Raw genomic sequence first — 23368 nt, 5'->3', positions numbered from 1 at the left:
AATAATGCATCGTGGAAAAGAGGGAGGATATTGTTATGAATTTTATGAACAATATTAAGGTAGCTTATAAGCTGCTCATTTTGGCTGTTATTTCAGCTATTGGAATGGCAATTATAAGCTTCTTTGGGTTCACAGCTTTGGAAAAGGCCCAAAATGACATGACACATTTGTACAATGTGAATGTAATTGGCCTTGTGCATTTGGGCAATGCACGCCAGGGGATGCGCTCCGCCCAGACCATGACGGTTATTATGACCACCGTCAAGGATGATCCGGCTCGTATGAAGGAGCTTCAGGGCAAGTATGATGATGCTATTAAAACCACTGATGAAAATCTCGAAGCATTTAATAAGGCTTCAGGTGGTGTAGGTGATACTGCAGAAAAGTATGCCAAAACTGCTCAGGATTGGGCAAAGTTCAAGGATGGTCTCAATTCTTCTGTAAAACAGTCCCAGAGTGGTAATCCTGAAGAAGGTAAGGCAATATATGATAATAATTCCAAATTGGCAGCAACTGTAGCCAGTGATTTGGCAAATCTTGCTGATGAGGCAGCCGAGGCCGCAGCAGAAATTGATAGAATCAATGATGAAGAAAGTGATGCCGCTCAGCGCAACATGATTATTCTCAGTGTTGTTACTTTGTTGATTTTGGTTGTAGTTGTTATGTGGATCACCAAGGAAATAACTTCTCCACTTAACAAGATGATGGGAATTTGCCATAAGCTGCGTGACGGTGATTTCCGTGTTAACAACAATGGTGTAGATCGTGGCGATGAGTTTGGTGCCATGGAAAGATCCATTGATGAAGTATGTGGTACTCTTAATAAATTAATGCGTCAGATCAGCCGTTCTTCCGAACAGCTGGCAGCAAGCTCCGAGGAGCTGACAGCTTCCGCTGGTCAGTCAGCACAGGCCTCTGATCAGGTGGCTCAGAATGTAACCACATCTGCCAGTGCAGTTATAGAACAGCAGCAGTTGCTGCAGGATATGAAGGCTTCTGTAGATAAGTCTAATGAGGCTGTAGAGAATCTTGGTACTGCTGCAGGCGCTGTAACCAACGAGGCTAAATCTGCCAACGATCAGGCTGAAGATGGTACCAGGGCCATTGAATTTGCTGTTCAGCAGATTCTGTCTGCGGAGGCTATAGTAAGAGAGTCTGCAGACACTGTTAATAAGTTGGGACAGAGCTCCCAGGAAATTGGTCAGATTGTGGAGACCATTTCCGGTATTGCAGGCCAGACCAATCTGTTAGCTTTGAATGCTGCCATTGAGGCAGCCCGTGCCGGTGAGCAGGGTCGTGGCTTTGCCGTTGTAGCAGAGGAGGTAAGAAAGCTGGCTGAGGAATCTCAGAATGCTGCCCAGCAGATTACCGCCCTTATTAAGGGAATTCAGGATAACACAGATGCTGCAGTTGCTTCCATGGAAAAGGGCAGCAATGCTGTTCGTGAAGGCAGTGCCTCCGTGGAGAAGCTCCGTGAAACCTTCCAGGCCATTAATGCAGCCTCTAATGGTGTAGTAGAGCGTGCTCAGAATATGATTGAAGAGCTCCATGCTGTATCTGAGGATACCAAGAACATCAATGAGAAATCTGTACGCATTGCCGGCAAGGGTGATGAGGTATCTCAGGAAATGGAAAGTGTTTCTGCTGCTTCCGAGGAGCAGAGTGCTTCTGCCACTGAAATTGCTACAGCCAGCCAGTCTCTGGCTGATCTGGCTCAGGAGCTTCAGACCTCCCTGCAGAAATTCCAATTCTGACAGTAGTGGCCAAATAAAATTAATATCCCTGTAATACAAAACGCTGGAGTTTTCGCTCCAGCGTTTTTTTATCTGCCTAAAGGCAGGAGATTTTATGTTGGTTCCTCAGTGGCAGGCTCCTCAACCTTGCGGGTGCAGATTATCTTGTCCACCCGGTACTTGTCCAAACGGCTGATTTCAAAGGTAAAGTCGTCCCATTCCACCTTTTCACCCTTCTTTGGAATGTAGCCAAAGAGGGAGGTGACGAAGCCGCCCATGGTCTGGTAATAATCCTGCTCTTCCTCCGGCAGCTCATCAATATCGAATTTTTCCTTGAAGTCGTCGATGGAGCACATACCCTCGACGTACCATTCGTTGTCGTCCTTTGGTACAATCTGTAGCTGCTCCTGCTCGTTTACGTTGTTGGTATCACCAATAAGCTCAATGAGTATATCCTGCAGGGTAATGAAACCGATTACGCCGCCGTATTCGTCAAGGACTACTGCTTCGTGAATGCCGGATTCCTTAAATTGCTCCAGCACCCGGAAGGTTTCCATGGAGCGGGGAATAAACATCGGCTTTCTGATGAAGGGCTCCAGCTCCAGGGATTCGTTGTTTAAGGCGGCATTTAAAAGGTCCTTGGTGTAGATAACACCGCAGAACTCATCCAGGCTGTCCCGTCCCACAGGGATAATGTACTCTGAGGAGTTTTTGATAAGGTCCAGATTGTGCTGCAGTGAGTCATTGATATCCAGCCACATCATCTGGGTTCTTGGTGTCATAAGGGAGTAGGCGGTCTGGTCACTCATGTGAAATACCCGGTCCACCAGATCCTGCTCCGTCTTCTCAAAGGTACCGTCCTCTGTACCCTGTTCAATCAGATCCTTTACCTCGTCCTCGGTAACCACGTCCTCATATTTTAGGTTTATACCAAAGAAGCTGAGGAAAAAGCTGGCAGAGGTTTCGAGAATTGCCGTAAATGGCCGGGTGATTTTCACCAAAGTCCGCAGGGTCCCCTGACAATTAATAAGGGTCTGCTCAGGATGACGCATGGCAATGGAGTTTGGCAGGAATTCAGATAGAAGCAGGGTGAAATAGGTAACCACCACAATGCTGGCCAGCAGTGCAACCCATTCGTGATATGGGACAAAGCTGATATATTGGCCCACAACAGGGGTAAGCAGCACGCTGGTGGCAACACCCATCAGGATGCTGACCAGGGTGATGCCAATCTGTACGACCACGAAGGCTAATTCCGGAGCTTCGTACAGCTCCAAGGCTGCCTTGGCATCTGGGACATTATCATCCACCATTTTTTCCAGCCGGCTTTTATGGCTTTCTGTCAGGGCAGTTTCCGCCATGGCAAAAAAGACATTAATCAGCATTAAAACGAAGATTATGGCAAATATAAGTGTGGGGTGATAGGTATCCAAAAAAACAACACTTCCTTTAGAATAAATAGTTTGTATACTATTTTAACATAAAAGTGTGACTTCAAGGTAACTTTCAGCAAGAAATTTTCCTTGACAGGGAAGCAGAGAAGGAATAGTATAATAATTGTTATGCAACATTAGTTATGCAACAAAAGTTTTGGAGATAGAAAGAGAGGCACTATATGCCACCTAAAGTGAAGTTTCAAAAGGAAGATATAGTGAGTGCGGCACTGAATGTGGCCCGCAAAAAGGGGATTAATGCTGTGACGGCCCGGGAGGTGGCGGCGGAGCTGAATGTTTCCACCCGTCCCATCTTTACCTGGTTTGATACCATTGAGCAGTTAAAGAGTGAGGTTCATCAGCAGGCCAAGGTCTGCTATAAGGAGTATGTTGAGGCCGGACTGGCAGGGCCTATCCCATTCCTTGGAGTAGGTCAGCAGTATATCCGCTTTGCCCAGAACGAGCCGGAGCTGTACAAGCTGCTGTTTTTGACCAAGCCAAGCGAAGCCTGTGGCGGAGCCATGGAGGCTTTGAAGTTTTCCCAGGATTTGGTGCGGGATTCTATAATGAGAATTTATAATATGGACGCCGCAACGGCGGACCGCTATTTTCAGAATCTGTGGCTGGTGGCATTTAGCTTTGCAACCCTGATTGTCACCGATGATTGTCCATATACGGATAAGGAGATGAGCAGTGTGTTTACGGAAATGAGCCTGGCTCTCTGCAAGGCCTACAAGGAAGTTCCGGGGCTGATTACCGGCGAATTTGACCGGGATAAGATTTTTAGTGAGCTGGTCAGAAAGTAAAACCTTGTGCCGAGTAGTGTGATAGCTTGTTTTTGGGGAGGAATAATTATGAAGACCATTGGATTATTAGGCGGTATGAGTTGGGAAAGTACCATTACATATTATGAGATTTTGAATAAGACCATAGTTGAGAAGCTGGGGGGCTACCACAGTGCCAAGATAATGATGTACAACGTGGACTTTGCGGAGCTGGAGGAGAATATGTCCACCGGCAACTGGGCGGGAAATGCAAAAATCCTGTCTGAGGCAGCCAAGCGGCTGGAGGATGCGGGAGCTGACTATATTGTTATCGCCACCAATACCATGCATAAGCTGGTGCCTGACATTGAGAAGAATATCAGTATACCGATTTTGCACATTGCAGATACTACGGCAGAGAAGATAAAGGAGGATGGCCTGTGTAAGGTGGGCTTTTTGGGGACCAAGTTCTCCATGACCCAGGATTTTCTGCATGAACGGTTCAGAAAGGCTGGTCTGGAGGTAATGATACCGGATGAGGCGGACATTGAGCTGGTAAATGACGTTATTTTTGACGAGCTGTGCCTGGGAAAGGTGATGGAGTCCTCCCGCAAGGAGTATCAGCGCATAATAGCTTCCATGAAGGCACAGGGGGCAGAGTGCGTTATCCTTGGCTGTACGGAAATTGGTATGCTGATAACCGCTGAGGATAGTGTGTTGCCGGTATATGATACTACCCTGATTCATGCCCGTGAGGCTGCCTTGAAGGCCTTGAAGGATTAAGCACAGGGAAACTCATTTTTATCGGGGGAATGATTTTTTATACATTGATAAATAGGGGAGAATTGGATGACTGTAATATTGTATGTTCATGGAAAGGGCGGCAGTGCAGCGGAGGCCAATCATTATAAGGCACTGTTCCCGGATGCTGAGGTTGTGGGACTGGATTATAAGACCAGCGCACCTTGGGAAACGGGAAAAGAGATAAGGGCCTTCGTGGAGAAGCTGAAAACGCAGTATGACAATGTAATACTGGTGGCCAATAGTATTGGTGCCTTTTTCAGCATGAATGGAAATCTGGATGGACTTGTTCAGAAGGCCTATTTCATTTCGCCTATTGTGAATATGGAACGGCTCATTGAGGATATGATGATGTGGGCCAATGTAACGGAGGCCGAGCTGGAGGCCAAGGGGGTCATATCCACGGAGTTTGGGGAGGATTTGTCCTGGGAGTATCTTTCCTATGTGAGAAGCCACCCCATCAGCTGGAATGTGCCGACAAGAATACTGTATGGCAGCGAGGATAAGCTTACTTCCCGGGAAACTATGGAGAAATTTGCCGAGAAGCACAAGGCCGGGCTGACGGTTATGGAGAAGGGTGAGCATTGGTTCCACACAGAGGAGCAGATGAAGTTTTTGGATGATTGGATGAGAACCCATTAAAGGGATTAAATGAAAGTGTGTATTATAGGGGGATATTTTTTATGAAAGAGCTACTTGCGTTTTGCGGACTAGATTGTGAACAATGTGATGCCTATATTGCTACGGCCAACAATGACGATGCCCTGCGGGAAAAGACCGCCAAGGCCTGGAGTGAGCTGTACAATTCGCCTATCAAGCCAGAGCATATTAATTGTGAAGGCTGTCGTGCTGATGGTGTGAAGCTTATATACTGTGAGAAGTATTGCGAAATTCGTCAGTGTGCCCTGAAAAAGAACATGAACAATTGTGGGGAGTGTCAGGAGCTGGAAGAATGCAAGACGGTGGGGGCAATTATTGAGAACAATCCAGACGCTTTGAAGAATTTGAAGGCCTGTGCTACTGTGCACGGGCAAACTTGAATATATGTATAAAGAAAGAAGCGAGAAAATTGGATAAAAAAGATATAGTTATTCGTCGGGAGACTCAGCAGGACTATAGGGCTGTGGAGAACCTTGTTAGGGAAGCATTTTGGAATGTGTACCGTCCCGGCTGTGTGGAGCATTATGTACTGCATAAGCTGAGAGATAATGCTGATTTTGTGCCAGAGCTGGACTTTGTTATGGAAAAGGGAGGCGTACTCATTGGCCAGAATATATTTATGCGGGCTATTATTAAGGCTGATAATGGGCAAAATATTCCGGTAATGGCCATGGGACCAATCTCTATTGCTCCCGAATACAAGCGCCAGGGCTATGGAAAGCTGCTGCTTGATTATTGCCTTGAGCAAGCTGCAGAGCTGGGCTGTGGTGCCATGTGCTTTGAAGGAAATATTGATTTTTATGGCAAGAGCGGCTTTACCTACGCCAGTGAATTTGGCATCCGCTATCATGGGCTGCCGGAGGGAGAGGACGCATCATTCTTCCTCTGCAAGGAATTAAAGCCAGGCTATTTATCTGGCATCACGGGGGAATATACTCCACCAGCCGGCTACATGGTAGCCGAAGAAAATCCTGAGGAGCTGGAAGCCTTTGAGGCCCAGTTCCCGTATAAGGAAAAGAAAGTCTTGCCAGGACAGATTTTCGGGTAATTTTTTAATGGCATTGCGGAGGAGCTATGGTACTTATCATAAACACGACTTCAAATAGCAATATGTCAGAAATATTAAAAGGGCTTCTTAATCAGAAAAAGACAGATTTTGAAGTCATTGATACAGCTGATATGAACATAAGCCATTGCATGGGCTGTGGTCATTGCTGGCTGAAGAACCCCGGCACTTGTGTCATTAATGACGATTATGCAGGGATAATGCAGAAAATAATTACTGCAGACCAGCTATGGGTTATTTCTGATACGGCTCTTGGTTTTCTGAACCATAAGGGGAAGAATGTTTTTGATCGGATACTGCCGATTCTCTGTATTTATCTTGAGTTTCGTGGTGACCAGATGCGGCATATACTTCGTTATGATAAGAGGACGGATATTGGGATTATTTATCAGGGGGAAGCCAACAGAAACTATCTGCAGCAGTGGCTGGACAGGTGTACCGATAATCTGGACAGCAAATCCCTGGGGGCTTATCCTGTGGCTGAGTTAAAGGAGGCGGCAAAATGCATGCACTGATTATTAACGGCAGTCCACGGGTGAAGCAGTTCAGCAATACGGATAAGATATTGGAAAAGTTCACCGCCGGGCTTCAGGAGGGTGGCTGTTCCAGTGAGGTTTATGAGATTTCTGTCCGCAAGGACTGGGAGAAAATCCGGGAAGCCTTTAGGGAAAATGATAACATCATAATCGCCTTGCCTCTTTATGTGGAGTGTGTTCCAGGGCTGCTGATGGAGTTTTTGGAAGGCCTTGCCCCCAAGAATGAAAATACTCAGTTGTCCTTTATTTTACAGAGTGGTTTTGCTGAAGGGGCCCAGCTTCGCTGCGGTGAGAATTATTTAAGATTATTGGCCGGGCAGCTGGGGTGCAAATACGGTGGAACCCTGGTAAAAGGTGACAATTTCGGCATACGTTTCGTTGAGGGCAAGGAACGGGATAAAATTACGGAGCCTTATCGTAAAATGGGGCAGATTTTCGCTCAAAATGGCGATTTCTTTTCCGATGAATGCCGTAAATTCACTGGGCTGGAAATCTTTCCGCTCCCTCTGCGCCTGTGCTTGAAACTGATGTTTAAAACCATACAGCGTAAAAACTTTCAAAAGGTGGCCGCCAAATGGGGCTGCACCAAGCCACTGGATTATAAGCCTTATACGGAAAAATGATATTAAGTTGATAATATAAAAAACGGCAAATGCTATATTTGGGCATTTGCCGTTTTTTTAATATGTTTTTGTCGTAGCGACTATAAAAGATTTTTTTGACAATACAACGATTAATTTATAAAATATAAAACAAAGAATAATATTACATTAAATAATAAATAATATTTAAAACAACAATTAATTATTAGAGTGTGAGAAAAAGTTAAATACATTGATAATACATCAATAATGATGTAAAATTACTGTAGGGTAATATTTTAGGAGGCATTATCTTGGATATTTTTGACTACCAGTCTGCGGGAGGAAAAAATGTTATTATTTCCTATATTGAAAAATTGCCCAAACAAGAGCAGTTGGAAATTTATGATATACGTGCTGAGATTCGCAAAAGTGGTATAGATGCATTTTGTAGGAGGGATATTATGTTAACTAAAAGCAATCCCGTAGAAGAACAAAAGATTATAAATAAATTAGTGGAAAGTGATGAGCAATTACGCTTGCAACATCAACTATTCTTGGCTGAAATGAAATTTAAGCAAGAACTCATAGAAAAGAGGAAAAAATTATCTCTAACTCAGAAGGAAATAAGTAAGAGGTCTGGTTTGTCGCAGCAGGCAATTAGCCGCTTGGAAAAAGGGAGCGGCGGTACTATCGAAACAATAATTCGTTATTTAAGTGCTATGGGCTGTTCCTTATCTCTAAAGGAGAGTTAGAGGAGATAAAACGTCATGATAATTAGTGCCAGCAGGCGGACGGATATACCGGCATTTTACTTTGACTGGTTTTGTCAGAGGTTAAAGGCGGGCTATGTGGATGTGGTCAATCCATTCAACCGCAAGCAAGTGAGTCGTATATCCTTGAAACCCGAGTATGTGGACTGTATTGTTTTTTGGACAAAGGACCCTGCACCTATGTTAAAGGGATTGGATGCTCTCAATGATTATAAGTATTATGTCCAGGTTTCCATAACCCCTTATGGTCATGATGTGGAGGCAAAGCTGTGGGATAAAAAGGATATTATAAGCACCGTGCAGGAGTTATCCGAAAGGCTTGGGCGGGAACGGGTAGTGTGGCGTTATGACCCGATTTTATTGAATGATCACTACACTATAGAGGGGCATCTGGAATGGTTCAAAAATACCCTGGAGTCATTGGCTCCCTGTGTGGAACGGTGTGTCATCAGCTTTATTGATTTATATGCCAAGGCTAAAAAGAACACTCAGGGCCTGAACTTGCATGAACTTTCTGAGGAAGAAATGAATACACTGGCAGCGGGGATGTCAGATATTGCCAAAGGCAGTGGTGTTACCCTTCAGACCTGTTCTGAGGCCATTGATTTGGAAAAGTACGGCATTGTTCATGGGGCCTGTATCGATGGGGAGCTGGTGGAGCGCATAGTGGGCAAGTCACTTAATGTCAGCAGGGCCAAGACCCAGCGGCCGCTGTGCAACTGCGTTGAGAGTTTTGATATTGGTCAGTATGATACCTGTATCCATGGCTGCCGCTATTGTTATGCCAATGCCAGCTTGGAGCGGGCAAGACAGGGCTTTGATAATCATAATCCTAACTCGTCGGTGATAACGGGAAATTTATTGGGGGATGAGCATATTACTTTGCATGAATAGCATAAGATAAAGATGGTATTCGGTGAAATGAGGAAGAACATTATAGGTTTAATATAAAATGAAATCAGATAGCCAACTGGCGGCAAATTCGTTATGATGAAAGTGAGGTGACACTATGAAGGTTCTTGTTATTCCTGATATTCATTTAAAAACATGGATTTTTGACAGAGCTGAAGATATTTTAAAATCTTGTAGGGCAGATAGGGCTGTATGCCTTATGGATGTGCCAGATGATTGGAATATGGAATTTCAAGTTAATCGATACGAAGAGACCTTTGACAGGGCAATAGAGTTTGCAGTTGATTATCCTGAAACGCTTTGGTGTTATGGCAATCATGATGTTAGTTATCTATGGGGACGGTTGGAAACGGGATATTCTCCATATGCAGAGCGAACGGTTATGTCTAAGTTGGAGGAGCTTGTACACACATTGCCGGATTCGTCCCAGATAAATATAATGCATAGAATTGGCAATGTTCTATTTTCGCATGGTGGACTTACAAAAGAGTTTGTAAAGTGGCTTGATGCTGGTCTGCTTGATGCTGATATTGATAATGTTATTGGGGCAGTAAATCATGCTTCGAAAGATCATCTTTGGCATGATGAATCACCATTGTGGTTTAGACCGCCTAATGGGAAACGGGAAACATTTAGACATGAGGAGTATACTCAGGTAGTTGGGCATACACCTGTGAAGGAAATATATGATAAAGATGGCATCACTTTGACGGATGTATTTTCTACCTATCGCGATGGTACACAGATTGGTGAGTCTGCAATGATAGTGATAGATTCGGAAACAAGAAAATATGAGAAAATCGAAGTCATGGGAAAGCCTACTTGATATGCATTGTTATAAAAAACAATCTTTTTGGATCAAGTGACCCAATAAATATGGACAGGAGGCGAGAGCTATGGGGTTAATTAGTGGCTTGATGGGAAATGCTTCAGGAACGGATGTTGAGGCGGTTAAGAAGGATTATGGCAAGCTGTTGGGACGGAATGAACAGGTTGTGCAGGCCTATCAGTGGATTCGGGACTTGATGATTTTTACGGATTATCGGCTTATAATGGTGGATATTCAGGGGGCAACGGGCAAGAAGGTAAATTATCATTCCGTACCATATAAGAGTATCCGTCATTTTGAGGTGGAGTCCGCCGGTCATTTTGATTTGGATGCAGAGCTTAAAATATGGGTAGCTGATATGGGGACTACACCATTGGTAAAAACCTTCAGCAAGGATGCTGATGTGTATAAGGTGCAGGCCCTATTGGCGGAGTGCATAGGAAAATAACAGTATGGTTTTACAGGCTGGGGAGATGCCGTGGCGTTTTCCCGGCCTTTTCAATGCGGTACAAAAACTGGATTTGATAATAAATGGGCATGGCTATATAATTATAAGGCGTATTCTTATAAGCATTTTAATTTAAAGGTTTAGAATAGGAGTTTATATATGAACGATTACATAAAAGAACGGGAAGAAAGTGCCAGAAAGCTGGCGGCGGAGCAGGTGCTGCCGAATGTACAGTGGTTCCCGGGTCACATGACCAAGGCCAGAAGAATCATAACGGAAAACCTTAAGCTGGTGGACGTGGTTATTGAACTGCTGGATGCCCGTATTCCTTATAGCAGTGCCAACCCAATGCTGCAGGAAATTATTGCGGGGAAGCCAAAGGTGGTGGCCCTCAATAAGTCCGATTTGGCGGACCCGGCTATTACCAAGAAGTGGGTTAATTATTTCCGCAGTCAGGGTGTTCAGGCTGTGGCAGTGGATGCCACCCAGGGCAAGGGAACCAAACAGCTGGTGAAGATTACGGAGGATCTGGCCCGTTCCAAGACAGAAAAGCTGGTGTCCAAGGGTGCCAAGGCCCGCTCTGCAAGGGTAATGATTTTGGGTATTCCAAATGTGGGCAAGTCTTCCCTCATAAACCGTCTGGCCGGCTCCAATAAGGCCAAGACTGCTGATAAGCCGGGTGTTACCAGAGCCAAGCAGTGGATTCGTCTGGCGGACAGCCTGGAGCTGCTGGATACCCCGGGTATTCTTTGGCCGAAGTTTGAGGACATGAATGCCGGTCTGAAGCTGGCATTTACCGGAGCCATCAATGATGAGGCGGTGGATAGGGAGCTTATTACGGGTGTATTCCTTGATACCATGCTCAAGCTGTATCCGGAGCGCATCAAGGAGCGTTATAAGATTACCACCGAGCTGCCGGAAACCTCTGGTGAACTGCTGGAGCTTATTGGCAAAAAGCGGGGCTGTCTGGTCAAGGGCGGCGTAGTAGATCTGGAAAAGGCCCAGCGCATTGTTCTCACTGATTTCAGAAGCGGCAAGCTGGGGACTGTTAGCCTTGATACCCCACCAGAGCCAGAGATATGAGGCTCATTTTATGAGGTAAAAGATTAATGAATATAGCTGAACTTTCGATAAAACAAATAGAGGGTTTGTTTGCGTCCGGTCAGGTGACAGAGGAGCTGATTGAGGCTCTGAGACAGGACACCAGGGCGGCCAGTGCCCGACTCATCAAGCGTTATGAGCGGCAGCAAAAGGAAGTAGCCCGCGTAAAGGCCATGTACCGTTATGAGGATGAGGCCAGAAATGAAGGGCTCAAGGTTATTGCCGGTGTGGACGAGGCTGGCCGTGGTCCTTTGGCGGGGCCTGTGTCCGTGGCGGCGGTAATTCTGCCGGAGGATTTGATAATCCCGAAGATTAACGATTCCAAGAAGCTGTCGGAAAAGGTCCGTGATGAGCTTTATGACGAGATTATGGCCAAGGCACTCTGCGTTAAGCAGGTCTTTGTTGACGAGCGTACCATTGACCGGGTGAACATTCTGCAGGCAACCATAAATGGTATGTATGAAGCTATTTTTGGACTGGAGCCGCAGCCGGACAAGGTGCTTTTGGATGCGGTGAAGCTGGATAATTTGCCTATGGCATCCTTGTCACTTATCAAGGGTGATGCCAAGTCGGCCTCTATTGCAGCGGCTTCCATCATTGCCAAGGTCTCCCGTGACCGTTTGATGGATGAATACGACAGGCAGTATCCGGAATATGGCTTTGCCGGCCATAAGGGTTATGGCACTGGCAGCCACATCGAGGCTATTCGCAAATATGGGCCATGTCCGATTCATCGGCTGTCCTTTGAGCCAATAAAATCCATGGTAGAAGAAGTCGAGGAAATCGATAATATATTTAGCAAGCAGTAAGAACGTATTTAGGAGGTGGAGAGGCCTTGCCAACCAATGTTACAGGAATGACGCCTTCTGTCCAGGCGACGGAGCGTACCCAAGAGACCAAAGGCGATAAAATATCCGTCAAACGAGATGGCGGTGGCAGTGCCGGTTCTGCCTTTTCACCCCGTACTGATGTCAGTATAAAGAATTCCATTGATAATATGGCTGGAGTTCTGTCCAAGATTTCCACCCATCAGTCTGAGGCGGAAAATGCCATTCCAAATCAGCTGAAAAATATCATTCAAAATATTATGCGCAACGCCTTTACCGTGGAAGGTACTGTAGGCGAGGGCGTGGGCAGTTCATTGGCCAGCCAGCGCTTTTCCGTGGAACAGCTCAATACCCTGAGCCGTATTTTAACCCAGATGGGGACCATGGCGGACCAGGGGAAACTGGGTGAGTTTTCCGAGGAAATGCAGGCGATTTTTGATAATCTAAAGTCGGTTCTGGGCAACAATAGCTCCATGGAGCCGGTTAATATCAATAAGTTGGCCTTTCAGCTTATGCAGCTTCCGGAGGGGGAGGAAATGCCAAAGCAGCTGGAGCAGCTTTTGTCCCAGCTGGCGTCCCTTACCAATTCTCAGCCTGCCCAGGGAGCACAGCAGCCTACTGAAGGGCTCAATATACTGAATAAGCTGGTGGATGCCTTTTTCCCGAAATCAGCCTTTGCCGGTGATGGGGCTCAGACTCAGGCACAGCAGGGGAACACTCAGGGAATGCCACAGGGTACTGCCCAGGGGATGGGGCAGGCTATGGCCCAGGGAGCTGGGACTGGCAATATGGCCCAGACTGTGGCCCAGGGGGCTGGAACCGGCAATACGGCTCAGCCTCAGGGGGTTCCTATGGGCAATATGGCAGAGGCCATGGCCCAAAATACTGGCAATAATGTTGCCCAAGGGGCTCAGAACCTGCAGAATGCTCCAATGGGACAGAATGGGCAGGTGGCTCAGCTGGGAGCAGGGGTTCCAAATAATCCTATGCCGGAGGTTGGTGCCAATACCCAGACTCCGCAAAATGTCCAAACTGGCCAGAATATGGCGGGACAGGCCCAGCCAGGGGCAACAGCAAATGCTGCCAATAATATGGTTGGCAATATGCCGGGCACCAACGCCATGCCACAGGGGGCTGCAGCTCAGGGCACTCCTGTCCAGGGGACACCGCTTCAGGGGTCCCAGCCAGGTGTGGCGATGCCTAATCAGGCGGCTATGGCCTCTGAGGAGACAGTACAGCCTCAGACGGGCCAGCCAACGGTTACCAATAGTGATGGAACAGCTCCTACCATTCCAGGGCGGGAGACTATTAACGTGCGTCTCAATAATATTGGCATGGCCTACGAGGGTACTTCTGCCAGAATGAATGGTCCTGTGGAGCAGAATCCTTTGTTCAGAAGTATATTCAATCGCTTCGGGGCCAATCAGCCAATAGAGAACAATAATGCGCCTGCACCTAATACCAGCACTCAGTATCAGCTGCCACAGATGGACAGCCAGCAGGTGGCGCTGGCCTTGAAGGATGCCGGTCAGCTAATCATGAAAAATATGGAGCTGACTCCAAAGGAGGCTCAGCTTCTTAACAACTTTATAAATGAAAATCAGGGGATGCTGTCTGAGCAGGATGCCAAGCAGCTGAATACCCTGCTTCGCACCATAGAGGGAAATATGCCGGCCTCGGTTCAGCAGGCGGCCCAGAAGATGGGCTTTGATGCCCTGCCAAAGCTGTGGGCATTTATGCAGCTGGCGGATCTTGGAACCCTGAAGAAAATGAAGGGCTATCAGTACAGAAATGCCAGCAAGGAAATTACCAATTTTACCAATGCCATAAAGGGCTCCATGGATAGTGACGGTGCCTTTAAGGCAGATGGTCAGAAATCAATTTCCTATATGATGCCTCTTTATGTAGGTGACGGCACTCTCAGCTATCCTGCATATCTTCATATTTATGACGAACCGCCCCATGAGGACGAGTACGGTGTTACGCGGAAGGATACATGGTTCCGTGTATGTGTGCTGACAGATGAAATCGGGGCAGTGGATATTGTTTGTCGTCTGTATGAGGGCAATAACCTGAATTTGCGGGTGGTATTCTCGGATAACGATGCAGTAAAAGAGTTTAAGGACTATTTGCCGGATATCCGCAAAGCCCTGTACGATTCACCGATTAACCTAACTGATCTGAAGATAGGAACTGTAAGCAATGATGAATAGAGGAAGACGGCCGCATGAGGAGCCGGAGAGGGATCCCCTTGCCGAGAAAAAGGCCGTAGCACTTAAATACGATCCTGAAAAGAATATGGCGCCAAAGGTCGTGGCCAAGGGTAAGGGCCATGTGGCAGAAAACATTTTGGAGGCTGCCAAAAAAGGCAAGGTGCCTGTTTACCAGAACAAATCTCTGGTAAATATGCTGATGGCTCTGGAGCTGGACAAGGAAATTCCTACAGAGCTGTATACCACTGTGGCTGAAATTCTGGCTTATGTGTATAGGATTGACCAGCGGCGCAAGGAACAGAAAAATCAGATGCCGCCAGTAAGGGGCATGTAATGAACAACAAGATTTTAGGAAATAAGGGAGAGCAGGTGGCGGCCCAATATCTGGAAAATCACGGGTATTTTATCCGTGAGAAGAATTATCGGGCCCAGACCGGTGAGATAGATATTATAGCCAGCAAGGGGAATCTGATTTCTTTTGTGGAAGTCAAGACCAGAGGCTCGTTGAGATATGGTGCCCCGGCGGAAGCAGTCAATTATTACAAGCAGCAGAAAATTGTCCGCACAGCCCAATCTTATATCAGATATAAGGGCTTGCAGGATTACAGCTACCGCTTTGATGTGCTGGAGATATTGGCCCCTAAAAGCGGCAACATGAGCTTCAGGCTTATTGAGAATGCCTTTGAGGCCGGTTGATGCAGGGGCTTTTTGGAGGATATATGAAAATTATTGTAGGAATAACGGGAGCCAGTGGCAGTATTTATGGCTTGCGTTTAATAGAGGTGCTGAAGGATGCCGGCCATCAGGTTCATGTGGTGCTGACGGACAGTGGCAATAAGGTTGTGCGGTTTGAATGTCCTGAGCTTTATGAGCGGATTCTGGCCAGTGCCGATATGCTTCATGATGTGCATAATGTTGGAGCTTCCATTGCCAGCGGTTCGTTTAGGGCTGATGCCATGGTGGTAGTGCCTGCTTCTATGAAGACAGTAGCCTGTATAGCCACCGGGGTTACGGATAATTTGCTGACCAGGGCTGCTGATGTGATTTTAAAGGAAGGACGCCGTCTTATAGTTGTGCCTCGTGAAACCCCGATGCACGCTGGCCATTTGGAAAATCTTCTTAAGATGTCCCGTCTGGGGGCCATGGTTATTCCGGCCAGTCCCGGCTTTTATCATCAGCCAAAGACCTTGATGGATTTGGTGGATATGCTGGTGGGGAAAATATGCGATAGCCTCAATGTGGAGAATAATTTATTTAAGCATTGGGACGGAAATATGTGATTATCTTTTGAGGGCTGTGAAAACAGCCTTTTTTATTTTGGAAAATTGTTTACAAACATAATAATATTTGTTAATATATAGTCAGATATTAAATATATTAACAAAGGAGTGAATAATATCATGGAGAGTAATGAGAAAAGGGAAATTACCTGTGAAATTAAAGAAGAAATGGGGGTTATCTGTCAGGACAGGCGGGGCTGGCGCAAGGAGCTGAATCTGGTATCCTGGAATCATCTTAATCCTAAATATGATATTAGGGAGTGGGCACCGGACAGAAGCCGTATGGGCAAGGGGGTTACCTTTACAAAGGATGAAATTGTTGTGTTGCGAAATCTGCTGAATGAATTGGCTATTTAACAGACGCAGGCCTCTAAAATCAATAGGGAAAGTACAAAGGGGATTTACCGGTATATGCCGTGTAAATCCTTTTTTAATTGTGGTATAATAAACAGTACGATTTTTTTGAGAGGATGTATCAATTTGACCATAAATAAAGAGAAGAAATACTTGAAAATGCTGACCTACGGCTGCCAGATGAACTTCAGTGACGCTGAGCGCATGGAGGGGGAGCTGGCCAAGCTGGGCTATGAGCCCACCGAGGACATGGACCAGGCGGATCTGATTATCATTAACACCTGTGCTGTCCGTGAAAATGCCGAGGATAAGGTCTATGGCAAAATCGGGGAGATTAAGGGCCTTAAGCGCAACAATCCTGACCTTATTTTTGGTATTACCGGTTGTATGGCCCAGCATGAGGGAGAAAAGCTCATTAAGCGTGCGCCTCACATTGATTTTGTTCTTGGTACCAACAAGATTCAGGAAGTGGTTTCCACCGTTGAAAAGCTGGAACAGGCCCAGGTGAAGCATATTGTAGATACTGAAATCAATGAAAAGGACATGCCGGAGGATATTGCCATTCACCGCAAGACAGCACTGTCTGCCTGGGTTCCTATCATGTATGGCTGCAATAATTTCTGCACCTATTGCATAGTTCCTTATGTACGGGGCCGTGAGCGCAGCCGTATGCCGGAGGATATTGTTGCCGAGGTGCAGGAGGCAGTGAACCAGGGCTATAAAGAGGTTACCCTTTTGGGACAGAATGTTAACTCCTATGGCAAGGACCACAAGAAGGCCACCTTTGCCGAGCTGCTTTCCATGGTGGACAAGGTGGAGGGTATTGAACGTGTACGTTATATGACCTCTCACCCTAAGGATTTAAGTGATGCGGTTATCGAGGTTATTAAGAACAGCCAGCATATCTGTACCCATTTCCATTTGCCGGTGCAGCACGGCTCCAACCGCATTTTGAAGGCCATGAACCGGGTATATACCGTGGAGGCCTATAAGGAGCTTATTGCCAAGATTCGTCAGGCGGTGCCGGATGCCAGCATTACCACGGATATTATCGTGGGCTTCCCGGGGGAGACCGAGGAAGACTTCCAGCAGCTGCTGGATTTAATGGCATGGGTTCGCTACGACCAGGCCTATACCTTTATTTACTCCAAGCGTTCCGGTACTCCGGCGGCTACTATGGAGGACCAGGTGGAGGATGAGGTGAAGCATGACCGTCTGAACCGCCTTATGGAGCTTCAGAACAAGATTAGTCTGGAGAAGAATCTGCAGCTTCAGGACAAGGTAGTAGAGGTAATGGTAGAGGGACCAAGCAGCAACGACGACAAGGTTTGGTCCGGCCGTACAGATACCAACAAGCTGGTGCTGTGGCCTTATGAGGGCAAGGAACAGCCGGGAGATCTGGTTAAGGTGAAGATTTGTCAGCCTCAGACCTGGGTTTTGAAGGGTGAACTGGCATAAGTTTCCGATGTTAACGGGTGCTAAGACTCCCTCCTTTAAGGTGGGAGTTAAGCACCCGTAAAGCAATGGGTAAAATTCGACTAAATTCAGATGGAGTTTAAAACTCCACCTGAATAAGTCTTCATTTTATTACATAAGATAGACAGAAGGAATGGTTTTTTCATGGAATTAACACCAATGATGCAGCAGTATCTGGCAATAAAGGAACAGCACCCGGATGAAATTCTTTTCTTCCGTATGGGTGATTTCTACGAGATGTTCCTTGATGATGCGGTAACTGCTTCCCGGGAACTGGGGCTTACTCTTACCAGCCGCAGCGGTGATGTGCAGAAAAATCCCATGTGTGGTATTCCGTACCATGCAGCAGAAAGCTATATAACCAAAATTGTCAATAAGGGCTACAAGGTGGCCATTGCGGAGCAGATTGGTGATCCCAAGGCCAAGGGGCTGACCAAGCGTGAGGTCATCAAGGTTATTACTCCGGGTACCATTCTGGAGGAAAGTGCCCTGCAGTCTGCCAACAACAATTATATTGCTTTGGTGTATGAAACTGAGGCAGAGGTGGTATTGGCGGGTGCAGATATTTCCACTGGTGAATGCTTCTATGGGGTATATACCGGTGATGACCGTCTGCAGGCCCTCTATGATGAGCTTTATCGCATTATGATGCCGGAGCTGATTATTTTGGGAGAGCCATCCTTCCTGGGGGATTTAAAGGGCTTTATCGATATGCGTATGGCGGCCTGTGCCTTTACCAGCATTGAGGAGCCTGTGAAGAATGTGGATGATTTAATCATCCAGCATTTTGATGTAAATAACCGTCCGGCAGGGCAGGCGGCTAGTGAGGCCGTGGCTACCATGCTGGGTTATCTCCATGAAACTGTACGGACAGATTTATCCCATTTGTCCCAGCTCACCAAGCTGGATTTTGCCAATAATCTGGTAATTGATACCTATACCCTGCGTAATCTGGAGATTACCCGCAATCTTAGGGATGGGGGCAAAAAGGATACCCTGCTGGATGTGTTGGATTTTACGGATACGGCCATGGGCACCCGTCTTTTGAAGAAGTGGCTGGAATATCCCCTTATTAATATTGGGCAGATTAATCAGCGTTTGGATGCAGTAGAAGAACTGACCCAGGATTTCATGCTGCGGGGAGAGGTGAAGTCCTCCACCAAGTCCATTTATGACTTTGAGCGTCTGCTGACCCGTATTGAGGTGGGTTCTGTCAATGCCCGGGATATGGTGGCATTGCGTACCTCCTTTATGGCCCTGCCGGCTATCAAGAAGCTCCTGTCAGACTGCAAGTCTCCATTGTTAAAGAAGTGCCACGAGGGAATTCATCTTTATGAGGATTTTGTAGACCTTCTGAATCGGGCTATTGTGGACTCTCCGGGGCTTACCATTCGTGATGGTGGCATTATCAAGGAAGGCTACAATGAGGAGCTGGATGAATACCGCAAGATTTCCCGTGACAGCAAGCAGCTGCTGCAGGAAATGGAGGAGAAGGAAAAGGAAGCCACCGGCATTCGTACCCTGAAAATCGGCTATAACAAGGTCTTTGGCTATTATATTGAGGTGCGCCACAGCGGGGCAGAGCTGGTACCGGATCACTATGTCCGCAAGCAGACTCTGGCCAATGCGGAGCGTTATATTACCCAGGAATTGAAGGATTTTGAAACCAAGATTCTGGGGGCCGAGGAAAAGATTGTCAATATAGAATACAATCTCTTTATGGAGATTCGGGAGACCATTAAGGCCAAGCTGGGAGACATTCAGGAAACCGCCAGGCATATTGCGGTACTGGATGTACTGGCTGGTCTGGCAGAGGCGGCCAGCAATTATAACTATGTGCGGCCTCAGCTGGTAAATAATGGTAAGATAGATATCAAGGACGGGCGGCATCCATTGGTGGAGCGGATTCTTACAAGGGATTTGTTTGTTCCCAATGATGCCCGCTTAAATCATACAGATTGTGAAATAATGCTTATTACGGGGCCTAATATGGCGGGTAAATCCACCTATATGCGTCAGACAGCGTTACTGACCCTTATGGCCCAGGTGGGAAGCTTTATTCCTGCCCGTGAAGCCTCTATTTCTCCGGTGGACCGTATTTTTACCCGTATTGGTGCCAGCGACGATTTGGTAAGTGGCCAGAGTACCTTTATGGTGGAAATGAATGAGGTGGCCCAGATTTTGAAATACGCCACCCGTGACAGTCTGGTTATTTTGGATGAAATTGGCCGTGGTACCAGTACCTTTGACGGCATGAGCATTGCCCGGGCTGTTATTGAGCATATTCGGGAGCAGGTTCACGCCAAGACCCTCTTTGCCACCCATTACCATGAGGTGACAGATCTTGAGGATGATTTAATCAAGAATTACTGCATTGCCGTAAAGGAAAAGGGCAAGGATATCAGCTTTTTACGGCGGATTATTCCTGGCTCAGCAGATAAATCCTACGGTATACATGTAGCCCGTCTGGCAGGACTGCCAAAGGTTGTAACCCAGCGGGCAGAGAAGATATTGGCTGCCTTGGAGGCCGAGGGCTCCAAGGTGGAGAGCATACCATTGACCAAAAAGCAGGAAAAGGCCAGGGAAGTGGCAGAGCCGGATGATATGATGGCTTCCCTCTTTGGCAATTCCATAAGTGATGAATTGTTGGCCATGGATGTAATGACCATGACCCCAATTGAAGCAATGAATACCCTGTATCGCTTACAGCAGCAGGCCAAGGAGGAGGCAGGCAAAGGATGAGTTTCGTACATGTTCTGGACGATAGCACTATCAACAAGATAGCGGCCGGCGAGGTAGTAGAACGCCCCGCTTCAGTTATAAAGGAATTGATTGAGAATGCCATGGATGCCAAGGCAGACCGCATTGAAGTGGAAATCATGGCCGGTGGTACCAGCTTTATGCGGGTATCGGATAATGGTATCGGCATGAGCATGGAAGACGCAAAAATGGCCATCCGCCGCCACGCCACCAGTAAAATCTTCAAGGTTGAGGATTTGATGGACATTGATACCCTGGGATTTAGGGGTGAGGCACTGCCAAGTATTTCCGCAGTGTCCCGCTTTACCCTTCAGACCCGCCAGGCCGGGGCTGAGCTGGGTACTGAGGTAAAGATTATCGGGGGCAAGGAACCGGAAATCGGGGAAGCTGGCTGCAGCCTTGGTACTACCATTCGGGTGGAGGACCTGTTTTTTAACACTCCTGCCCGCAAGAAGTTTATGAAAACCAACAATACCGAGGCCAGCAAGATTAATGAGTTCATTATCAAGCTGGCTATTTCCCGTCCGGATATTGCCTTTAAGTTTATTAACAACAACAAAACCTCGGTGGTAACACCGGGAAATGGGAACCTTCATGATACTCTGCGCAGCATTTATGGCGGCTCTGTGGGGGATGCTTTGCTGGGCATGGATTTTGCCGATGCGGATATCAGCATTAGGGGGTATATTTCCAAGCCTTCCACCATTCGGAGCAACCGCAACTGGCAGACCTTTATCGTCAATGGCCGTATAATATCCAATCGTGCCATGTCCAAGGCGGTGGATAATGCCTATGCGTCCTTGATTCCTAAATCCGGCTATCCAATGGTGGCCCTGATTATGGAGGTGGCCCCTAATTCCATTGATGTCAACGTGCATCCGCAAAAGAGCGAGATAAAGTTTGAGGATGAGGGCCGGATTTTCAAGGCAGTTTACAAGGCTGTGCTGGATGCAGTAAGGCCTCATGGCCAGGCTCTGGGAAATATTGCGGCCCAGGTGGAGCGGCCGGAGCGGCATTTTACCGGGGCACCGGCTTCCATGAAGGAAGCAAAGCCTGTAATGGAGCCGCTTATTGACGATATGCACTTTGTGCCGGCCCAGGAGCCAAAGACAACTGTGGCTGCAGCAGTGAGCCATAGCTATACTCCGTCCAGCCTGCCGTCTTCTGCCTATCAGTATCGGGTGGAGCAGCAGGCCAAGACCTTACACGAGGCCCAGATGGAGATTCACAATAATCTGGTGGTGGATACGGAAACCGGGGAAATCTTGGAGCCGTCTGCCGGTGGGGTATCTGCCAATGAGGTGCCAGCAACTGAACCAGCGGCTTCAACAACTGAATCTGTTTCAGCAGCTTCCACGGAAGCTGTGAGCCAGCCAGCAGTCAATCCTGTGGAGTCTGCCAGCCCGTCCAGCCCTATGGTGCCGATTGGACAGGTGGACAATACATATATCATTGCCCAGGATGCCAAGGGGCTTTATATCATCGACCAGCATGCGGCCCATGAGCGGATTTTGTATGACCGGTTTGCGGCCATGACGGAGCGGATTCCGTCCCAGCAGCTGCTTGTCCATTTATTCTTGGATTTCAGCAGCCGTGAGTCCCAGCTTATTGAGGAAAATTTGGAATTGTTCCATAGCCTGGGCTTTGGTCTGGAGCAGAGCGGTCCGGACCAGTACCGACTCATGGAGATTCCTGCGGATATTCCCGTGGGAGAGGCAGAAAATATTATCCGGGAAATTTTGACTTCCCTGGAGGATATGCACCAGCTAAGTGCAGCGGAAATCCGCCATGAATGTTTGGCCATGACGGCCTGCAAGGCGGCCATCAAGGCGGGCTTTGAGCTGAATTTCCGTCAGATGGAGATTATTCTGGAGGAGCTTAATAAGACTGCCATGCCATATACATGCCCACATGGGCGGCCAACTATTTTGAAATTCAGCAGTGATGAGCTGGCCAAGATGTTTAAGCGTACAGGCTTTTAAGCTCATCGTGTCATATATTTAGGGAGAATCATGTTAAATACCATTGTCACAACGGACAGAAAAAATCATAGGGACAGTATAAAGCTGGCGGCCTATGCTGCGGAAAAGCTGGGTATCAGGAATGTTAAGCGGAATCGTGCGGCCCTGCCGGATATGCGGAAGGAATACGGCGTAGATAATATTCTGGTGGCCAAGAAGGGCAGTTTTGTACTGGACACTCTGGACGGGGAGCTGTTTTTCCATCCCAATATGTCCCAGCTGCGCATAAAAAATATCCGCATGGGGGACCAGGACCACATGATTCAGGCCATGGACCTAAAGGAAGGCATGAGTGTTTTGGATTGTACCCTGGGCTTTGGGGCTGATTCCATTGTGGCCAGCTTTGTGGCCGGAGAAGGTGGCAGTGTCATTGGTCTGGAGGCCAGCCCGCTGATTGCCTTTGTTACGGGTGAAGGAATGCAGCATTTTTTGGCTACCAATTATGAGCTTCATAGTGCCATTAAGAGGGTCAAGGTAGTAAATGCGGATTACAATGAGTATTTAAAGACCTTGCCGGATAAATCAGTGGATGTTATATATTTTGACCCCATGTTTCGCCATCCATTGAAGGACAGCCACAATATTAATCCTATTAGGGCTGTGGCGGATCACCGGCCCCTGGAGCTGACTGCTGTCAATGAGGCAAGACGGGTGGCCCGTCATCGCATTGTGATGAAGGAAAACAGCCGCAGCCTTGAGTTTGCCAGATTGGGCTTTGACACCATTGCTGGAGGCAAGCACTCCAAGGTTCATTATGGTGTAATTGAGCTTTAACAGAAAACAACAAGTATAGTGAGTAT

The 23368-nt window shown here is 47.2% G+C and carries 24 protein-coding genes; 23 read left to right on the top strand and 1 reads right to left on the bottom strand.

The window, feature by feature from the left end; genetic code table 11:
* Window positions 1-35 precede the first annotated feature (35 nt).
* Window positions 36-1754 (top strand): methyl-accepting chemotaxis protein, encoded by a 1719-nt coding sequence (locus D081_RS03660; protein ID WP_085022779.1) that lies wholly within the window; start codon window positions 36-38, stop codon window positions 1752-1754.
* 92 nt (window positions 1755-1846) lie between these two features.
* Here the strand turns inward: D081_RS03660 and D081_RS03655 are convergent, their stop codons facing one another.
* Window positions 1847-3166 (bottom strand): hemolysin family protein, encoded by a 1320-nt coding sequence (locus tag D081_RS03655; RefSeq protein ID WP_233127413.1) that lies wholly within the window; start codon window positions 3164-3166, stop codon window positions 1847-1849.
* A gap of 182 nt (window positions 3167-3348) precedes the next feature.
* Here D081_RS03655 and D081_RS03650 point away from each other — a divergent pair, with 182 nt between their 5' ends.
* The 22 genes from D081_RS03650 to D081_RS03545 all read left to right on the top strand — a co-directional run bounded on the left by D081_RS03650 (window position 3349) and on the right by D081_RS03545 (window position 23342).
* Entirely contained in the window at window positions 3349-3972 is a 624-nt protein-coding gene (locus D081_RS03650; RefSeq protein WP_085022778.1) for a TetR/AcrR family transcriptional regulator, read from the top strand.
* Window positions 3973-4020: 48 nt separating this feature from the next.
* Window positions 4021-4713, top strand: a complete 693-nt coding sequence (locus D081_RS03645) for an aspartate/glutamate racemase family protein (RefSeq protein ID WP_085022777.1) — start codon at window positions 4021-4023, stop codon at window positions 4711-4713.
* A 66-nt stretch (window positions 4714-4779) separates the two neighbouring features.
* Entirely contained in the window at window positions 4780-5373 is a 594-nt protein-coding gene (locus tag D081_RS03640) for an alpha/beta hydrolase (protein WP_085022776.1), read from the top strand.
* Window positions 5374-5414: 41 nt separating this feature from the next.
* Complete coding sequence (locus D081_RS03635; protein ID WP_085022775.1) at window positions 5415-5771, top strand: DUF3795 domain-containing protein; 357 nt, start codon at window positions 5415-5417, stop codon at window positions 5769-5771.
* A gap of 29 nt (window positions 5772-5800) precedes the next feature.
* The gene (locus D081_RS03630; RefSeq protein ID WP_085022774.1) at window positions 5801-6439 is read left to right on the top strand and encodes a GNAT family N-acetyltransferase; all 639 of its coding nucleotides are present in this window, start codon (window positions 5801-5803) and stop codon (window positions 6437-6439) included.
* A gap of 26 nt (window positions 6440-6465) precedes the next feature.
* Window positions 6466-6972, top strand: coding sequence for a flavodoxin family protein (locus D081_RS03625; RefSeq protein WP_085022773.1), 507 nt, complete (start codon window positions 6466-6468; stop codon window positions 6970-6972).
* Window positions 6960-7616 (top strand): NAD(P)H-dependent oxidoreductase, encoded by a 657-nt coding sequence (locus D081_RS03620; RefSeq protein WP_085022772.1) that lies wholly within the window; start codon window positions 6960-6962, stop codon window positions 7614-7616. Before D081_RS03625 ends, D081_RS03620 begins: the two co-directional genes overlap by 13 nt.
* Window positions 7617-7888: 272 nt before the next feature.
* Window positions 7889-8329, top strand: a complete 441-nt coding sequence (locus tag D081_RS03615; protein WP_198941946.1) for a helix-turn-helix transcriptional regulator — start codon at window positions 7889-7891, stop codon at window positions 8327-8329.
* A 15-nt stretch (window positions 8330-8344) separates the two neighbouring features.
* Complete coding sequence (locus tag D081_RS03610; RefSeq protein WP_085022771.1) at window positions 8345-9241, top strand: DUF1848 domain-containing protein; 897 nt, start codon at window positions 8345-8347, stop codon at window positions 9239-9241.
* Window positions 9242-9356: 115 nt separating this feature from the next.
* The gene (locus D081_RS03605) at window positions 9357-10085 is read left to right on the top strand and encodes a metallophosphoesterase (protein WP_085022770.1); all 729 of its coding nucleotides are present in this window, start codon (window positions 9357-9359) and stop codon (window positions 10083-10085) included.
* A 70-nt stretch (window positions 10086-10155) separates the two neighbouring features.
* Window positions 10156-10536 carry a PH domain-containing protein gene (locus D081_RS03600; RefSeq protein WP_085022769.1) on the top strand — a complete coding sequence of 127 codons (381 nt, stop codon included), beginning with the start codon at window positions 10156-10158 and terminating at the stop codon, window positions 10534-10536.
* A gap of 159 nt (window positions 10537-10695) precedes the next feature.
* A complete protein-coding gene (gene ylqF, locus D081_RS03595) occupies window positions 10696-11619 on the top strand; it encodes a ribosome biogenesis GTPase YlqF (protein ID WP_085022768.1) in 924 nt (307 codons plus the stop codon).
* A gap of 26 nt (window positions 11620-11645) precedes the next feature.
* On the top strand, window positions 11646-12446 hold the full coding sequence (locus D081_RS03590) for a ribonuclease HII (protein WP_085022767.1): 801 nt from the start codon (window positions 11646-11648) through the stop codon (window positions 12444-12446).
* A 26-nt stretch (window positions 12447-12472) separates the two neighbouring features.
* Complete coding sequence (locus D081_RS03585) at window positions 12473-14677, top strand: hypothetical protein (RefSeq protein ID WP_085022766.1); 2205 nt, start codon at window positions 12473-12475, stop codon at window positions 14675-14677.
* Window positions 14667-15011, top strand: coding sequence for an EscU/YscU/HrcU family type III secretion system export apparatus switch protein (locus D081_RS03580; protein WP_085022765.1), 345 nt, complete (start codon window positions 14667-14669; stop codon window positions 15009-15011). The genes D081_RS03585 and D081_RS03580 overlap by 11 nt, the downstream gene beginning before the upstream one ends.
* Window positions 15011-15373: a YraN family protein gene (locus D081_RS03575; protein WP_085022764.1), complete on the top strand. Its 363-nt coding sequence runs from the start codon at window positions 15011-15013 to the stop codon at window positions 15371-15373. The genes D081_RS03580 and D081_RS03575 overlap by 1 nt, the downstream gene beginning before the upstream one ends.
* A gap of 23 nt (window positions 15374-15396) precedes the next feature.
* Window positions 15397-15957 carry a UbiX family flavin prenyltransferase gene (locus tag D081_RS03570; RefSeq protein ID WP_085022896.1) on the top strand — a complete coding sequence of 187 codons (561 nt, stop codon included), beginning with the start codon at window positions 15397-15399 and terminating at the stop codon, window positions 15955-15957.
* Window positions 15958-16077: 120 nt separating this feature from the next.
* Window positions 16078-16314 carry a YdbC family protein gene (locus D081_RS03565; protein WP_085022763.1) on the top strand — a complete coding sequence of 79 codons (237 nt, stop codon included), beginning with the start codon at window positions 16078-16080 and terminating at the stop codon, window positions 16312-16314.
* A gap of 156 nt (window positions 16315-16470) precedes the next feature.
* Complete coding sequence (gene miaB, locus D081_RS03560) at window positions 16471-17769, top strand: tRNA (N6-isopentenyl adenosine(37)-C2)-methylthiotransferase MiaB (protein WP_233127417.1); 1299 nt, start codon at window positions 16471-16473, stop codon at window positions 17767-17769.
* Between the two features lie 162 nt (window positions 17770-17931).
* Complete coding sequence (mutS, locus tag D081_RS03555) at window positions 17932-20529, top strand: DNA mismatch repair protein MutS (protein WP_085022761.1); 2598 nt, start codon at window positions 17932-17934, stop codon at window positions 20527-20529.
* Window positions 20526-22529, top strand: coding sequence for a DNA mismatch repair endonuclease MutL (gene mutL / locus D081_RS03550; protein ID WP_085022760.1), 2004 nt, complete (start codon window positions 20526-20528; stop codon window positions 22527-22529). Before mutS ends, mutL begins: the two co-directional genes overlap by 4 nt.
* A gap of 30 nt (window positions 22530-22559) precedes the next feature.
* Window positions 22560-23342, top strand: coding sequence for a class I SAM-dependent methyltransferase (locus tag D081_RS03545; protein ID WP_085022759.1), 783 nt, complete (start codon window positions 22560-22562; stop codon window positions 23340-23342).
* Window positions 23343-23368 lie beyond the last annotated feature (26 nt).

Origin of the sequence: Anaerovibrio sp. JC8 (assembly GCF_002100115.1) — a bacterium.
Lineage (GTDB): Bacteria > Bacillota > Negativicutes > Selenomonadales > Selenomonadaceae > Anaerovibrio.
The sequence above is the reverse complement of the archived record's forward strand: the minus strand, read 5'-3'. Positions and strand labels throughout refer to the sequence as shown.

Excerpts from the sequence above, each read along its gene's own strand:
- D081_RS03635 (WP_085022775.1), top strand. The coding sequence starts at position 5,415 with ATGAAAGAGCTACTTGCGTTTTGCGGACTAGATTGTGAACAATGTGAT.
- D081_RS03660 (WP_085022779.1), top strand. The coding sequence starts at position 36 with ATGAATTTTATGAACAATATTAAGGTAGCTTATAAGCTGCTCATTTTG.
- miaB (WP_233127417.1), top strand. The coding sequence starts at position 16,471 with ATGCTGACCTACGGCTGCCAGATGAACTTCAGTGACGCTGAGCGCATG.
- D081_RS03565 (WP_085022763.1), top strand. The coding sequence starts at position 16,078 with ATGGAGAGTAATGAGAAAAGGGAAATTACCTGTGAAATTAAAGAAGAA.
- D081_RS03600 (WP_085022769.1), top strand. The coding sequence starts at position 10,156 with ATGGGGTTAATTAGTGGCTTGATGGGAAATGCTTCAGGAACGGATGTT.
- D081_RS03580 (WP_085022765.1), top strand. The coding sequence starts at position 14,667 with ATGATGAATAGAGGAAGACGGCCGCATGAGGAGCCGGAGAGGGATCCC.
- D081_RS03575 (WP_085022764.1), top strand. The coding sequence starts at position 15,011 with ATGAACAACAAGATTTTAGGAAATAAGGGAGAGCAGGTGGCGGCCCAA.
- D081_RS03640 (WP_085022776.1), top strand. The coding sequence starts at position 4,780 with ATGACTGTAATATTGTATGTTCATGGAAAGGGCGGCAGTGCAGCGGAG.
- D081_RS03605 (WP_085022770.1), top strand. The coding sequence starts at position 9,357 with ATGAAGGTTCTTGTTATTCCTGATATTCATTTAAAAACATGGATTTTT.
- ylqF (WP_085022768.1), top strand. The coding sequence starts at position 10,696 with ATGAACGATTACATAAAAGAACGGGAAGAAAGTGCCAGAAAGCTGGCG.
- D081_RS03610 (WP_085022771.1), top strand. The coding sequence starts at position 8,345 with ATGATAATTAGTGCCAGCAGGCGGACGGATATACCGGCATTTTACTTT.
- D081_RS03590 (WP_085022767.1), top strand. The coding sequence starts at position 11,646 with ATGAATATAGCTGAACTTTCGATAAAACAAATAGAGGGTTTGTTTGCG.
- D081_RS03570 (WP_085022896.1), top strand. The coding sequence starts at position 15,397 with ATGAAAATTATTGTAGGAATAACGGGAGCCAGTGGCAGTATTTATGGC.
- D081_RS03625 (WP_085022773.1), top strand. The coding sequence starts at position 6,466 with ATGGTACTTATCATAAACACGACTTCAAATAGCAATATGTCAGAAATA.
- mutL (WP_085022760.1), top strand. The coding sequence starts at position 20,526 with ATGAGTTTCGTACATGTTCTGGACGATAGCACTATCAACAAGATAGCG.
- D081_RS03620 (WP_085022772.1), top strand. The coding sequence starts at position 6,960 with ATGCATGCACTGATTATTAACGGCAGTCCACGGGTGAAGCAGTTCAGC.
- D081_RS03545 (WP_085022759.1), top strand. The coding sequence starts at position 22,560 with ATGTTAAATACCATTGTCACAACGGACAGAAAAAATCATAGGGACAGT.
- mutS (WP_085022761.1), top strand. The coding sequence starts at position 17,932 with ATGGAATTAACACCAATGATGCAGCAGTATCTGGCAATAAAGGAACAG.
- D081_RS03645 (WP_085022777.1), top strand. The coding sequence starts at position 4,021 with ATGAAGACCATTGGATTATTAGGCGGTATGAGTTGGGAAAGTACCATT.
- D081_RS03650 (WP_085022778.1), top strand. The coding sequence starts at position 3,349 with ATGCCACCTAAAGTGAAGTTTCAAAAGGAAGATATAGTGAGTGCGGCA.